12 protein-coding genes and 1 pseudogene are annotated in these 15,370 nt (G+C 41.3%); 6 read left to right on the forward strand and 7 right to left on the reverse strand.

The window, feature by feature from the left end; all coding sequences use genetic code 11:
* Positions 1-27 precede the first annotated feature (27 nt).
* The 3 genes from Xmir_RS09275 to uvrA form a co-directional block, all read right to left on the reverse strand.
* On the reverse strand, positions 28-594 hold the full coding sequence (locus tag Xmir_RS09275; RefSeq protein WP_099114099.1) for a disulfide bond formation protein B: 567 nt from the start codon (positions 592-594) through the stop codon (positions 28-30).
* Between the two features lie 13 nt (positions 595-607).
* Positions 608-766: a DUF5993 family protein gene (locus tag Xmir_RS24510; RefSeq protein ID WP_167385961.1), complete on the reverse strand. Its 159-nt coding sequence runs from the start codon at positions 764-766 to the stop codon at positions 608-610.
* A gap of 252 nt (positions 767-1,018) precedes the next feature.
* A complete protein-coding gene (gene uvrA, locus Xmir_RS09280; RefSeq protein ID WP_099114100.1) occupies positions 1,019-3,850 on the reverse strand; it encodes an excinuclease ABC subunit UvrA in 2,832 nt (943 codons plus the stop codon).
* A gap of 250 nt (positions 3,851-4,100) precedes the next feature.
* Here uvrA and ssb1 point away from each other — a divergent pair, with 250 nt between their 5' ends.
* The 4 genes from ssb1 (at position 4,101) to pyrF (ending at position 8,601) form a co-directional block, all read left to right on the forward strand.
* Complete coding sequence (gene ssb1 / locus Xmir_RS09285; protein WP_099114101.1) at positions 4,101-4,619, forward strand: single-stranded DNA-binding protein SSB1; 519 nt, start codon at positions 4,101-4,103, stop codon at positions 4,617-4,619.
* 615 nt (positions 4,620-5,234) lie between these two features.
* Complete coding sequence (locus Xmir_RS09290; protein ID WP_099114102.1) at positions 5,235-7,139, forward strand: reverse transcriptase/maturase family protein; 1,905 nt, start codon at positions 5,235-5,237, stop codon at positions 7,137-7,139.
* Positions 7,140-7,322: 183 nt separating this feature from the next.
* A complete protein-coding gene (locus Xmir_RS24515; protein WP_167385962.1) occupies positions 7,323-7,463 on the forward strand; it encodes a hypothetical protein in 141 nt (46 codons plus the stop codon).
* 322 nt (positions 7,464-7,785) lie between these two features.
* Entirely contained in the window at positions 7,786-8,601 is an 816-nt protein-coding gene (gene pyrF / locus Xmir_RS09295) for an orotidine-5'-phosphate decarboxylase (RefSeq protein ID WP_099114103.1), read from the forward strand.
* Positions 8,602-8,773: 172 nt separating this feature from the next.
* Here pyrF and Xmir_RS09300 read toward each other — a convergent pair whose 3' ends face one another.
* The 4 genes and pseudogenes from Xmir_RS09300 to Xmir_RS28160 form a co-directional block, all read right to left on the reverse strand.
* A complete protein-coding gene (locus Xmir_RS09300) occupies positions 8,774-10,519 on the reverse strand; it encodes a beta-ketoacyl synthase (protein ID WP_099114104.1) in 1,746 nt (581 codons plus the stop codon).
* 226 nt (positions 10,520-10,745) lie between these two features.
* The gene (glk, locus tag Xmir_RS09305) at positions 10,746-11,714 is read right to left on the reverse strand and encodes a glucokinase (protein WP_099114105.1); all 969 of its coding nucleotides are present in this window, start codon (positions 11,712-11,714) and stop codon (positions 10,746-10,748) included.
* A gap of 228 nt (positions 11,715-11,942) precedes the next feature.
* On the reverse strand, positions 11,943-13,205 hold the full coding sequence (locus Xmir_RS09310; RefSeq protein ID WP_099114106.1) for a DUF1479 domain-containing protein: 1,263 nt from the start codon (positions 13,203-13,205) through the stop codon (positions 11,943-11,945).
* Positions 13,206-13,555: 350 nt separating this feature from the next.
* A pseudogene (locus tag Xmir_RS28160) lies at positions 13,556-13,681 on the reverse strand (recombinase family protein); the annotation flags it as partial.
* Positions 13,682-13,882: 201 nt separating this feature from the next.
* Here Xmir_RS28160 and Xmir_RS09320 point away from each other — a divergent pair.
* Together Xmir_RS09320 and Xmir_RS33310 are read left to right on the forward strand one after the other, a co-directional pair.
* Positions 13,883-14,695, forward strand: coding sequence for a hypothetical protein (locus Xmir_RS09320; protein WP_099114108.1), 813 nt, complete (start codon positions 13,883-13,885; stop codon positions 14,693-14,695).
* A gap of 68 nt (positions 14,696-14,763) precedes the next feature.
* Entirely contained in the window at positions 14,764-15,189 is a 426-nt protein-coding gene (locus Xmir_RS33310) for a DUF1240 domain-containing protein (RefSeq protein WP_422646040.1), read from the forward strand.
* Positions 15,190-15,370: the final 181 nt, after the last annotated feature.

Consider the following 15,370-nt stretch of genomic DNA (forward strand, 5'->3'; position numbering starts at 1 on the left):
TATTCTTATGCCTTTAATATGAAAGGATTATTTTTGCAGTAATTGATAGAACGTTGGGTTGTCGTCACATTGTCCGCCGCCACATTCCAATATGGTAGAAACCAGATTAGCCGCGATCAACAATGCGAACAAACCCATGGTAATTTTGCCTAATATTGGTGGGGTGTATCTCGCCGTATCAGTATTGCCGGATTTCAGAGGCATGATAACTGCGATGGCAATAATGGTCAGAATAGATAGGATTGCAGCCCAGGTATAAAAATGTAATCCGAAGAACGTTGAACCATATCCCGTATCACCCGGCAGGATATGAAGGGAAACCTGACGCATGGCAACGAACCCAGTCACAATACAGCCAAGTATTGAGAGGCTATAATGACCATTTTTTATGCCAAAATAAATATTAAATAAAAATCCGAAACCAATCATGATGATGCCCGCGCGTTGCAATAAGCATAATGGGCAAGGGAGTTCAAAACGTGCTAATTGGTAATAAAACGCGACTATTAAAACGACACTGATACCGAATAGACCAAGGATATTCAAGGCCATCGCTAGGTTAATATTACGTGGTGCTGACATTGTATTATTCATTGTGGCCTCCGATTCAGAAAGAAAGATTCAAGGCATCAGTGGCATGATATTTAAACCAAAATATCGTGATGATGAATAAAGCGAACCAAAGTGCATACGTCAGCTTTTTTTTGCCTGTCACGACGGTGGCAATGATAACCAGTGCGACTAAGAACGGTAAAAACATATACATGTTTAATCTCCATTATGAATTTAAAGCATATGTTATGCCATTATGGCATTAATACGTGAAAAGGTGTGATTAGTAATAATATTAGATCAACAATACGATACTGATTCACGAAAGGTTATTTCGTCTGGATTGGCTACAAAAAAATATTTTTTGCACTTATGGGGTTTTGTTGGTCAACAATTTGGTTGAAGGCAGATAAAAACTCCCCACCGTGTGGGGAGGATAGTAAATTATTTTAATTAAGGAAGTAAACTAATCACGTTCAAGTATTGGCTTCAAAAAACGAGCAGTGTGAGATTTCTGACAATTAGCAACTTCTTCTGGTGTTCCTGATACCAATATTTCACCACCACCACTGCCACCTTCAGGGCCAAGATCGACAATCCAGTCAGCGGTTTTGATTACATCCAGATTATGCTCAATGACGACGATGGTGTTTCCTTGATCCCGCAATTGATGCAAAACGGACAGTAACTGTTGAATATCTGCGAAATGCAAACCGGTTGTTGGTTCATCAAGGATATACAGCGTTTGGCCTGTACCTCTTTTAGATAATTCCCGTGCCAGTTTTACCCGCTGAGCTTCCCCGCCAGAAAGTGTTGTTGCGGATTGTCCTAGGCGAATATAGGAAAGGCCAACATCTATCAAAGTTTGCAGTTTACGGGCAAGTGCTGGGACTGCATCGAAAAACTCCCGGGCCTCTTCAATCGTCATATTCAGCACTTCATTAATATTCCTGCCCTTATATTTGACTTCCAGAGTTTCGCGGTTGTAACGCTTGCCCTTACACTGATCGCAAGGCACATAAACATCAGGTAAGAAGTGCATCTCAACCTTAATTACACCATCGCCTTGGCAGGCTTCACAGCGTCCGCCCTTGACGTTGAAACTGAAACGTCCCGGAGTATAACCACGAGCACGGGATTCAGGGACACCGGCAAATAACTCCCTTACTGGTGTAAATACGCCAGTATAAGTCGCAGGGTTTGAACGAGGTGTTCTGCCGATCGGGCTTTGGTCGATATCGATCACCTTGTCAAAATGCTCAAGTCCTTGAATATCGATATAAGGCGCCGGGCTAATGTTTGTTGCTCCGTTCAACTGACGCTGTGCGATAGGGAACAACGTATCGTTGATCAGCGTCGATTTACCTGAACCAGAAACACCCGTGATACAGGTAAACAGGCCAACAGGCAATTTTAATGTCACTTTTTTCAGATTATTGCCTTTTGCACCAATCAGTTTCAGCATTTTGTCTGGATCGGCTGGTACACGCTGTTCAGGGATCGCAATTTGGCGTTCACCGCTCAGGAATTTTCCTGTGAGCGATTTCTTGCTTTCCATGATATCGGTGATCGTTCCTTCGGCAACAATCTCGCCGCCATGTACACCCGCCCCAGGCCCGATATCGATAATATGGTCAGCCGCCCGGATGGCGTCTTCATCGTGTTCGACTACGATAACGGTATTACCCAGATTGCGCAGATGCAGCAAGGTTTCCAGCAAACGCTCATTATCCCGTTGGTGCAGACCAATGGAAGGCTCATCCAGCACATACATCACACCAACAAGGCCGGCGCCAATTTGGCTGGCTAAGCGGATACGTTGGGCTTCGCCGCCCGAAAGGGTTTCTGCTGATCGGGAAAGCGTCAGATAATTCAGCCCGACATTGACCAAAAATGTCAGGCGATCATGGATCTCTTTCAGAACTTTTTCAGCAATTTTCGCACGTTGTCCACTCAGTTTGATATTTTGGAAAAACGCCATCGCATGTCCGATGCTGAAATCTGAAATTTGTGGCAGCGTAGTATTTTCGATAAAGACAAAACGCGCTTCTTTGCGCAATCGGGTTCCTTCACAGGAAACGCAAGAACGATTGCTGATATATTTTGCCAACTCTTCCCGTACTGCGCTGGATTCAGTCTCTTTGTAGCGGCGTTCCATATTATGCAGAACACCTTCAAAGGGATGATGACGAACGGTGACATCGCCACGGTCATTGGTGTATTTAAATTCAATAGATTCTTTGTCTGAGCCGAATAAAACCACTTTCCGAATGGTTGGGTTTAACTGGTTGAATGGTGCTTCAATATCAAATTTATAGTGTTCTGCCAATGATCTCAGCATTTGGAAGTAATAGAAATTACGGCGATCCCAACCACGAATAGCGCCCCCTGCAAGGGAAATATCTTCATTCTGAACAACACGATCAGGATCGAAAAATTGCTGAACCCCTAAGCCGTCACAAGTTGGGCAAGCACCGGCGGGATTGTTGAAAGAAAACAGGCGTGGTTCCAGCTCGCTCATGCTATAGCCACAAATTGAACAGGCAAAATTGGCAGAGAAGACCAATTCTTCGGCTTGCCCATCATCCATATTGGCAATCACAGCCGTGCCACCGGAAAGCTCCAACGCGGTTTCGAATGACTCTGCCAGTCGCTGAGCGAGGTCGGCACGTACTTTGAAGCGATCGATAACCACTTCAATAGTATGTTTTTTCTGCAATTCGAGTTTGGGTGGATCGGAAAGATCACACACTTCACCATCAATACGAGCACGGATATAGCCTTGTGCAGCGAGATTATCCAACAGTTTGGTGTGTTCACCTTTACGTTCTTTGACGACAGGAGCCAGCAACATCAAGCGTTGGCCTTCCGGCAATGCCAGAACATTATCGACCATCTGGCTGATAGTTTGTGCTGCCAGTGTGATATCGTGGTCGGGACAACGTGGCTCACCCACACGTGCAAACAGTAAACGAAGATAATCGTGGATTTCAGTAATCGTTCCGACCGTAGAACGCGGGTTATGGGAAGTAGACTTTTGCTCAATAGAAATGGCGGGGGATAACCCCTCAATATGGTCGACATCGGGCTTTTCCATCAATGACAAAAACTGGCGGGCATACGCAGAGAGTGATTCAACATAGCGACGCTGACCTTCCGCATACAGGGTATCGAAAGCCAGCGATGACTTGCCAGAGCCAGATAGTCCGGTAATGACTATCAGCTTGTCACGGGGAATTATCAAATTGATATTTTTGAGATTATGGGTGCGGGCGCCCCGAACTTCGATGTTATCCATATACCATTTCCCAGATTATTGACAGTGCAAAATTTGTAAACGCGTTATTATTGCACAAACATTGCTGAATGGATATACAGTATTTAACGGGAAATCATGCTGAAACCATGACAATGTAAAGTACGATACGCTTCGCAAAGTATAATATAACGGTACTATGTTTAAACTTAATCCTCGCATGGTAAACTACTTTGTTTATAATTAGAGAAGTTCGTTTTTAGCAAAATTCATTTCATCAGGAGTATTCCCAATGGCCAGCAGAGGCGTAAACAAAGTTATTTTAGTGGGTAATTTGGGGCAGGACCCGGAAGTTCGCTATATGCCGAATGGCGGTGCAGTCGCAAACATTACTCTGGCAACGTCTGAGAGCTGGCGTGACAAGCAAACCGGTGAGATGAGAGAGAAAACCGAATGGCACCGTGTGGTACTTTTCGGCAAACTGGCAGAAGTTGCGGGTGAATATCTGCGTAAAGGTTCTCAGGTTTATATCGAAGGTTCTTTGCAGACTCGTAAATGGCAGGATCAGAGCGGCCAAGACCGTTACACCACTGAAATCGTGGTAAACGTTGGCGGCACTATGCAAATGCTGGGTGGCCGTGGCAATGCAGGACAAGAAGCTCCTATGCAACAAAGCGGCGGTTGGGGACAACCACAGCAGCCACAAGCATCTCAGCAATTCAGCGGCGGCGCTCCATCTCGTCCGGCACAGTCTCCTGCTCCACAGAGCAATGAGCCACCAATGGATTTTGATGATGATATTCCATTCTGAGTGCGCCGTTTTTGCTTTGTAAATCAAGTGGTTAATTTAATTTATTGAGTTAATCATAGGCTGTTGGAGTGCCTATTGCAAGCCTGACTTATCCTTATCCAGTAATGGGTTTGAACCTTGAAAGAGGAAGGGGAGTGCAGCATGTCAGGAAAAGGCTGGTTGCGGGGAAATAACCTACTTTGCGCCAGCCATTGCAAGTCCCATATGGTTAAGCCTGATTGGTTGAATCATAGTTCATAGTGGGTTTCGGGATGCCTTTGACTCACGGTTATTCAGGAGTCATACCAATATTTATAGTGGTTATCATTAGAAGGCCGCTATATCCAACAATACTGGCACCTGCTCGGTGAGAGTGGTAATTGAACGTAAGTGGAACCTAAGTGGGACGTACCTTGACTACAAAGAAATACGGGATTATCTAAGTTGGTTAAGTAATTAACCAATAAGGTAACGGAGACTCCATAGTACCCAACGTAACTCTGTAATGGAGTGGCAATTGGCTGGCCAATCTGAAAAATATATATAAATCGATAAGTAATTATCGGTGAAATTATATTCGTAAGGGGGAAGGGAGTCAGTTGGAACTATACTAAAAGAAGCAAGGTTCGATAGTCAGTGCTATCACAGAGAACACTCAATGCTTTAAGTGGTATAAACAAAGCCAGCATACAAGGTTATAAGATCAGGAAACTGCATAAAATTATGTGCAGCAATAAAGATCTTTGGGCACAGGCTTATGCCAATATTTATTCCAATCGGGGAGCTATGACGAGAGGAGTAAATAATAATACGATGGATGAAATGAGCGTCAATAGGATCGTAAGTCTTATTGAAACTATTAACTCAAACACGTATAAACCCGAACCTTGTAGGCGCATATACATACCTAAAGATGCCCGAAAACCAAATGGGAAGAAACGCCCATTAGGTATTCCTACTGGAGATGATAAATTAATACAGGAAATAATGAGAATGTTATTGGAAGAAATCTATGAACCGGTCTTTAGTGACTGGAGTTATGGATTCAGGCCAAAACGTTCCTGTCATTCTGCATTAAAAGAAATCAGAAACAGTTGGAAAGGAACAAAATGGGTATGTGATGTTGATATCAAAGGTTACTTCGACAATATTGACCACGATTTATTGCTGAAATTTTTGAGCAAGCGGATCGCTGATAACAAATTTCTGGCGCTTCTCAAGAAGTTCCTGAAAGCTGGCTATCTGGACAATTGGCATTACTTTGGCACCCATAGCGGGACACCACAAGGTGGGATTATTTCCCCTATCCTTGCCAATGTATTCCTCCATGAACTTGATGATTTTATGAAGAATAAAATCAAAGAGTTTGGCAAAGGAGAACGAAGGAAACCCAATCCCATATACAAAAGAGCACTACAGAATCGGGCAAATCGTATTAAATGGATCAGGCAAGGATTCGGCGCTTCTGGAATGCCTGCTGATGAGCAGAAAATCCAAAAATGGAAACATGAAGCGGATGAACTGGAGGAAAAACTGCGCACACTACCCAGTGTTATTATGGATGATGCTGAATTCAAAAGAATGCGGTATGTTCGATATGCTGATGATTTTCTAATTGGTGTGACAGGAAGTAAAAGTGAGGCGAAAAAGATAATGAAAGAGGTTGTCGATTTTGTTGAAACTGAACTTCATCTGGAAATATCAAAAGAAAAATCTGGCATTATTGACCCAAAGAAAGGATTCACTTTTCTCGGTTATGAAATTAAAACACGCCGTGAAAGCAAACAGGTCAAATGTGTTGTAGGGCTTAATGCCGATGGAAGTAAAACTCATGCGGTAAAACGTACGATAACGGAACATATTCATCTGGGCGTACCGAGGGATAGAATCCAGAAATTCTGCTCTCTACGCGGTTATGGGAATTACGACGGCGGATATGGTAACAGCGTTAGTCGGCCAGTAATGATGCACATGTCTGACTATGAAATTATTAGTCAGTATAATGCTGAAATGCGAGGCTATGCGAATTACTACAATCTTGCACCAGTTCTCTATCTCAATAAGTTGCACTGGATATGGGAAAATAGTCTTTATAAGACGCTGGCAGGTAAACATCGGACATCACGCACTAAAATTGCACGGCGATTAAGGCAAGCGGATGGCAGGTATGTTTATCAGGAAAATCGTAATGGAAAGATATATGAGTTGGAAGTATTCAGACTCAAGAACAGAAGTGCGCCCAAATACAGTTCACCGGATATATTGCCAAACACGCATAAATACTCTGGCAGAACTGAATTGCTGGACAGGATGGCAGCGTCCCAATGTGAATATTGCGGTATCAGAACTGGTCCTTTTGAAGTCCACCATGTGAGGAAGCTCAAGGATATCAAAGCGGGTACAGAAAACTGGAAGAAGCTGATGATTGCCCGTAACAGGAAAACGTTAGTGCTCTGCCAGACATGTCACGTTGATCTTCACAGAGGAACACTGTCAGACCGAAGAACCTTTGTTTGTTCCAATGGAGAGCCGTATGCATAGAAATATGCACGTACGGTTCGGTGGGGGGACAACGGCTAACCCTATCAGGGCGCACGTGTCCTACCCAACGTTGATCTTAGATAGGTAATGTAAAATTTGATAGATAAGCCCCTAGTATAAAGGGGCTTTTTTATTACTAATTGAGATTAAATCAATTGATTGTTATATGTAACTGGCATTTGGATGTTAGATAGTCAAATTGCACGTACAGGTGTTTTATCTAAGGTTTATAAGAACATAGATCATATTGGTTACCCTGATTTTGATATTTTAGACACAGATCCCTATCTGGGGTATAACAATGAAAAAATGACGATTAGTTAAAATCGCCTTTTATATTTTAAAACAATTCGAAAATGGAACTTTAGATGAGGATTTAGCAGAAAAAGAACTTTTTCATTTTATCAAACAGGTAAATTGGCCTAAATTTCCTATCGAATTTTCTGAGCAAAATTATCGTTTCACTGGAAATGAAAATAAAACGGAGGCATTATCATTATTCCTTGAAAAGATTAAAAGTGCAGATCCCAATTATGTTAGGGATTTCTTAGAGTTTGATTTTTCCCAAGAGCAATTTTATAATGAATCCTTTAACATGTTATTTTCTCAGTAATTATTTCTGAGTATTTTTTATAGTTGAGAAATTATGAATTTCGTAGAAAAAATTAGCTATTCATCCGATAAAAATAACTCTTTACTTTGTATCGGCATAGATCCCATAAACGATAAATTACCCAAACGTTATAGAAACTCCAAAGATGGATATTATGAATTTAGTAAGAAAATAATTGATTCTACTCATGATTTAGTATGTGCATACAAGCCACAGATTGCCCATTTTTCATCAGTTGGTAAAGAATATGAACTCGAAAAAATCATCAATTATATAAAAACCACTTATCCTGATATCCCTATCATCCTTGATGCAAAACGGGGTGATATCGGCAGTACTGCAGAACAATATGCAAAGGAAAGTTTCGAAAGGTATAATGTTGACGCTGTTACAATTAACCCTTATCTTGGTTTCGATTCCTTAAAACCATTTTTAGATTATAAAGACAAGGGCATTATATTGCTGTGTCGGACATCAAACCCCGGAGCAGTAAATATCCAAGATTTACTTGTTGATGGTGAACCATTATATAAGAGGGTTGCGTCCTTGATAGTTAACGAATGGAATTATAATAATAATTGTCTTGCTGTAGTAGGCGCAACCTGGCCTACTCAGATGACGGAAATTCGGAAAATAGCAAAAAATATTGTTTTCTTAGTTCCTGGAGTTGGCGCACAAGGTGGATTAATTAAGGACTTGGTAATTAATGGAAAAAACGAAGATGGAAAAGGATTAATAATAAGTAGTTCTCGCTCTATTATTTATGCTTCACAGAATGAATTTGATTTTGCAGACAAAGCAAGGCAGGCAGCTAAAGAAATTAGGGATAGTATCAATCTGTATAGGTAGAGATTAATTGATTTGTAGTAGTTTAAATTTAATCTGACAGCTCCCCCATTATTGTGGGCTGTCAGATTAAATTATTTCAGTCTACACCTTCTATCAGGTAGTTCATGACTCCAATAGTTAGAATAATTATAACGAATACCTCATCTTAATCTAACAATTAAAAATCCCCCTCTCATAAAAACTCACTAAACTCATCAGCATTAGGCATCCTTATAGATTGTTTGACTCCATTAAATCTTATTTCCTGACGTGAAAGCTGGATATCTGATCCTTGCAGCACGGCATTACCGAAGTTATAAATAGCAGACTCTTTACCGCGACAAATTGCCTGATCTTGCTCTTCACTTCTGCGTTTAACTATTTCATTGTGTTTGTAATAGGTACTGATGGAAGCGTCGCCGTGTTTTTTGTTCAGCATTTGCATGGTTTTTTGTGGAGATAAAACAACGGCACTTGCGTTATTACCGCCAAATCCTTTTGCATTAAGAATAGTGGCTTTCATATCTTCACCACGTTCACCAACAAACTTATCCCGCATTAAAATATTCAGATTGGAGGTATGCACATCCTCGGCAATGTGATCAATCGTCGTAATTCCCGGGAGCCAGCCATATTGCCAAACACCTAAAGCATTAGCTAATAGATCTCCTGCGGCGGCGGAAATGGAGTGTCCAAGATGTGCTTTAATGGCGGTGATATCCCAATTATTGAGTCCAAAAACTTTAGCAACTTCATTAATGATATGGCTTTCGGTGACTCTGTTTTGCGGTGTTCCGGTTCCATGTGCCTGCACGTAAGAATATTGCAATTTCCCATCCAATAAATGATGGGCAAGGGAGGCGGCTTTCATCATGGTGATGTAATTGCCTATTCCCGGTGAAGAGATTGATTTTTTATTCGCATCCGCATTAACAAAAACATCCGGCACAGAACCAAGAATATTCGCACCACATTGCAAGGCCAAATCATCACTCATAAGCAACACAAATTGTGCTGATTCTCCAAGGGTAAACCCGACATTGGTTGAAAATGGGCGGCTGGGACGACGATGGTCAACGATATCGGTTCCATCAAGCTTGCAGAGTTGGTGATCTTCAGCAAGTGCTCCCATAGCCTTAAATCCTTCAATGACCTCGGGGATAATAGGCGCTTCAGCACACCCAATAAAACAAACCTTGGCCTTGCCTTGTTTAATGTCATTGATACCCTGTTTGAGATTATAGAGAAAGCTTGCACAGGCTCCCAAACTCGCGGCGGTCGTACCAAGGTTGTTGATAATGTAACTATTAACGAAATCAGCCGGCATATCTGGCAGAGAAAGGGGAAGCATTTTGGAACTGGCACGTGAACCATTCAATGGATTGCCGATTAACCCTGCCATTGAAAATTGATCTATTTGACCTAGTGCACTGCTGGCATAAACCGAAATCTGATCAGGCTCTACTAAGGAGGTAATATCTGACCATGACATTCCAAGCGAATTTAACAAATCCGAAGCACCATAAACAGTTAAGCGTAAGCCGCGTGGGTGGTGGTTGGCGTTATATAAATCACCAATTTCAAATCCCTCTGGTAATTGCCCTGCGCTAGTGACAGAAAGAGATGTATATATGGTCTTCAATAATCTTTCTGAATGATTTTCAATATCAGTGATTATTCGGTTTTTTGGTATTTTCTGGGGATTGAACTGCGTGATTCGTCTTATCAATGTCCCGTTTTTGGCGCGTTCAATATGGGCTGCTGTAATAGGTTCTGACTCTTTGCTAATTCCCATCCGATTGCATAAGTCAGCCCATGTGTTTTGCATTGTTTCATCTTTGAGACTGTCTGACACAATGCGTTTATAGCCGTGGAATCCAGAACTTCTTCCTGCTGCATTGATGCCACCCAAACCAACAATTACAGGTAATTTATTCATCATGAACTCCAAAAGGTTTTTATTGGAGTCTATCAGTTAGAATAATTTATGAACACTGACATTCATGTCATTAACACTAAGAATTAAAAACATGGCTATCATATTTATCATTTGGGTATGGAATAGGGGTACCTTGGAATAAGATTGCCCATGCTAAATGTCGTTTAAATCTTGCGAGAAAATCAAACAAACAGCATGAGCAACCATAAGAATATATAGACGTTATTTAACCAATCGTTTTACCCAGAGACTGGCGAATATAAGAACCGGCACCCAATAATCCCGGTTTATCATGGGTAATCAGATATACAGGAATATCCTGCAAATAATCTGTAAATCGGCCTTTGTTCTCAAATCCCTGACGGAATCCCGATTTTTGGAAGAAATCAAGGAAACGTGGGACGATGCCACCTGCAATATAAACACCGCCGAATGCACCAATATTCAGTGCCAGATTGCCGCCAAAACGTCCCAAAGCCGTACAGAAAAGCGCTAACGCCTGCTTACAGATAGGGCAATTTCCACTTAGCGCACGCTCGGAAACCTCTCTGGGAGTCAGATCTTCCGCTGGCTGATCGTTAAGTTTCATCAGCGAACGATAAATATTTACCAAACCGGGCCCGGAAAGGATACGTTCAGCAGAAACATGACCATATTCTTCTCGTAATACACTCAACATATGATCTTCTTCCACGCTGTCCGGCGCGAAATCTACATGACCCCCTTCACCGGGCAAGCTCATCCACTGGGTTCCAGTATGAATAAGATGGGCAACACCCAGTCCGGTTCCTGCACCATAAACAGCAATAGGGCGTTTAGCCTGGGGCTGTTTTCCGCCAATCTGAATGACGTCATCTGTACCTAAGACCGGGATCGCGAGAGAAACGGCGGTGAAATCGTTAATCACTTCAAAACGCTCCCATCCCAGAGACGCTTTCATTTGGCTGACGGAAAAACGCCAACTGTGGTTGGTCATACTAATGACATCATCCGTCACTGGGCAGGCAATAGCGATGCAGCCATCTTTGATTTTGCAGTTCTGTTGTTCCAGATAATGGCGGATAACGATTTCAAGTGATGGATAATCCGCACAAGGATAGAATTCGACTGCGCTTAGTTGCCCGGTATCCACATCACATAATGCCAGACGTGCATTTGTGCCACCGATATCGCCTACCAGAGCATAAGTTGTCATGGTGTATCTCCTTAAGTCTTACGAAATGGTCTATTCCTTTCATCTTTCAAGTTGCTTCTTTGTTAGCTGTGCGGCAATTTGAAATCTATAGGTATATTTCCTAATGAACCGATCAAAACTCAAATTGAGGGGATTTTACACAAGGTTGGGCATAAAGGCCGCATAAAAATATATGGATATTGTTGAGATACCTAACACCGACAACGGCACCAGCGTTAGGTAAGCGGTTTATTCTAAGCCAAGGCCACGCCGGCCAATAGGGCTTAAGTCAGCGGCAGTGAAGCGACTTTTCCAGTTTATTTCATAGTCTTCACGGGGGAAATCTGCCGGAGATGTGCCTTTCTCAAGTGATTCTGCAACGTTATGCGCATAAGCCAGATTTCTGTCACACAGAGGAGCAGAAGGGATATACATGACATTCCCCCAGCCTTGTTGATTTTCCACAGGAGCAACGGAATGGATGAGATCACAATGCCACCAAACAGAGTCACCGGCCTGTAATGATGGAATACTACATAGCCCACGGGCGAGATGAGGGTGCCATTTTTCGCTAGTTGGCAGTGCTTTGCCGGGAGCAACGCCACAGAGTTCATCTTCGGGCACATCATGGAGCAAGGGCCGTAACAACAAATAGGCTATCGCTTCTGGCACGGGTAAAACATGCAGAAGTCCCTGATTGAGCGCCATATCTGACAGCGCTGTCCACCCCTGAAAAGTGCGAAAAACTGAACATCGGGTGACGTTATCCAGTTCGTATTCATTCATATCTGGACGATGCGCGGCATCCCAGGGATCGTATTCCGCAAATCGGTTATTGAAAATATGTCTGAATACTTTTTGATAAGTAGGATGTAGCCAACGCTCTAAAGCGCCGGAATCTGTATGAGCGCCAAGCCCTTTGGATGTCGTACCCGGTGGCCTGCGGCGAATACGGTCAGGATAGATCATGCTGACATCAGGTTCAAACCAACGCGTTCCGCCAGATTCAGATTTCCACAGGTGATTAAGAAAAGATTGTACCTTTGCAATTTCTTCACTTTGTCGGGCCTGCATCTGTGCCTGCGACCAGTAAATGGGATAAATTTCCGGGCGAGAGGCTTTCAGGTTGCTGAAATAATTATCGCCGGTGCCTTGATAAACACTATCGAAATGGTTTCCTTCAAGGTAATCAAGCATGGATTTATCCCATGCAAGCGCGGTATCACGGGGAAAATTTTGTCTGACAATCAAACACCCACGGCGTTTAATTTTTTGTATGGTTTCTGTCAGAACTCGGTTTTCGGCCAAATCACGCCAGTGGACTTCAGGCCAAGCACTACCTGTGGTTTTTTCATCTTCCCGCGCAGCAATGAGTTCTTTTTCTATTTTGTCACAGATTTGATTGAATAAATTTTCAACATCGCCTATTTGATTGCGCATGACCTGTTTCATCTGGCGGATTTTTTGGCGGTAATCATCTGGGAAGGTTGTAGAAGTAAAAGATATATTCATCGCATACCTCATTTGTTCAGTATAGAGAGCATAAAGTGTGGGCATGGGTCTAGTGAGAACCGGATGAGAATAGCGCTTTATTGCACGAATATGCTCTCTGGCCTTCTTAGTAAACCGGACACTCATCCCTAAGCCTTACCCTCAAGTTCACCAACCGTCAACGGTACAAATACATCATCAATACTATGCAATTCGCCACGATCAGCTTGTGCAATAGATTCAGCCAGAACGGCTTTTAAATTCTGTAAGTTGAGCTGTGCGAACTCTACATTATCACAGGCCAGCTTTAACTTAATGCCTTTCGTCTTTAGCGCGTCTATCTGAGAGAGTTTATTGATATCCGCAGGCGGTCTGCCTGTTCGTTCTCCGCGCTGTTTTTTAGCTGCGATCCTTTCGGTCTGTCTTTCCCGAATTAATGCACGTTCAAACTGGTTAAATGCAGACATCATATGCAGTTGTAGCTCTTGCATGGGGGCTCTCGCCAGCCTGTTTTGGGGAATTTAATATACTTGGCTCAGTGGAAGCGAAGCTGTAAAATGCAGTGCCGTACCCCGACAGGGAAACTTGAGCCAGTTCCCAATATTTCAGGAAATCTAAAGAAAAAATGGCTGAATCCGATAAGATATAAGGCAAAATATTAATAAATAATCATGCCATATAATTTTATGGGGTGTTAAATGAGTAGAAGATTATCAGATGAGTTTATGGATGGGGAGTTAGTTTTTGATAATGGAACATTAAAACCTTTTACTCATATGAAAGAGTATAGAAAAAAACAATTTTCTGAGCTTGAAAGTAAGCTAAATGAAAATGAAGAACATCATGCTCTAATAACGCTAGAGGAAGCAGCTGGTTTTTTAAAATCTTACTTATGTAAAGATGGCGAACATAAGGCATGGAAAGATAAGGTATTTGCATGTACTGATCCAGCATCTTCTTTTTTTGGGAATATGCTTGAATCTATTGGGTTGGTTAAAGTAATTAATGAGTTCAAAAGTCTTGGTGTTAAAGCTAGAGAGTATAAAGTCAAAGGTGTTACTTATATAAAAATAACAGGTAAAGAAAGCGTTAGAAAATTTATTACAGGTTCAGATTATCGTATTGACAATCCTAAAATATTAAAAATAGGAATTGGTTCAAAAGGTATCGTAAATGGTATATTAGGGGGAATTAAACATAGTATATATTTCTCCCTTGCTTATAGAGCCATTGAATGGATTATGAAGGATGAATATGCCCTTGCTGATTTTTTAGGTAATGTTACAGTTGATGTGGCTAAATTAGCTATTACTATCTTGGCAACTTTAGTTATTGGAAAGGTTGTAACTGCTCCTCTTTTGGCTATAGGGGCAAGCATAGTTGGTATTAGTGTTGGGCTTTTCGTGCTTGGTCTAGCTATTGCTGCGATTTTGTATGCTTTAGATAATGATTATGGAATAACTAACAAAGTTGTAGAAAATTTAAGAAAAAAGAAAATATTGATAGGTTAAAAGATAATTTAATCAAAGGTTTTAGTATGGGTCAAATTTAATAATAAGGCTTACATATGTCAAATGTTATGAATGGTAAAGGTTTGCTAGATGTTCCTTTTTGGAAAAAGATATTTTATGTATTAATATCTTTTCTTTGTTTGTTAGTTTTGTCATTTGTTGTTTTTGATTCCTGGCGAGATCTTTTTTCGTTAATTTATTTGGATGAGAAAGTATATTTCTCATGGAGGGTTTTTCTTTTTTGCTTTGGTTTTCCTATAGCTTTTCATATGTTTTTTTCTGTTATTTTGATTTGTTTTATAAGTAAGCCCAAGTCATTTATTAATCGTTTTTTCAAAATTTTCACAAGAATGTTCTTTGTCGTCTTTGTCTTAAGTTTTCCAATTTCTTTATATACTGATTATAAATTGAAGTCATTTGGGTATTTAACATGTAGTAAAAAATCTTGGGTTGCACCAAATGAATATGTTAGAAATATAAAATTATGTCGCTAAGCATATATTAAAGGGAACCTCTAAAAACTCTCAATACAAAAAATAAGATCAATTTTGCACTCACCAATAAATGACCTTATTGTGTATGACTTTTTCTTGTTTTTTTAGGAAAAAAATAAACTCATCGCTTTTTCATCGCATACCGGAATTAAAAGGCATGAATGCCGGATTTTCCAAAATA

This window comes from Xenorhabdus miraniensis, assembly GCF_002632615.1.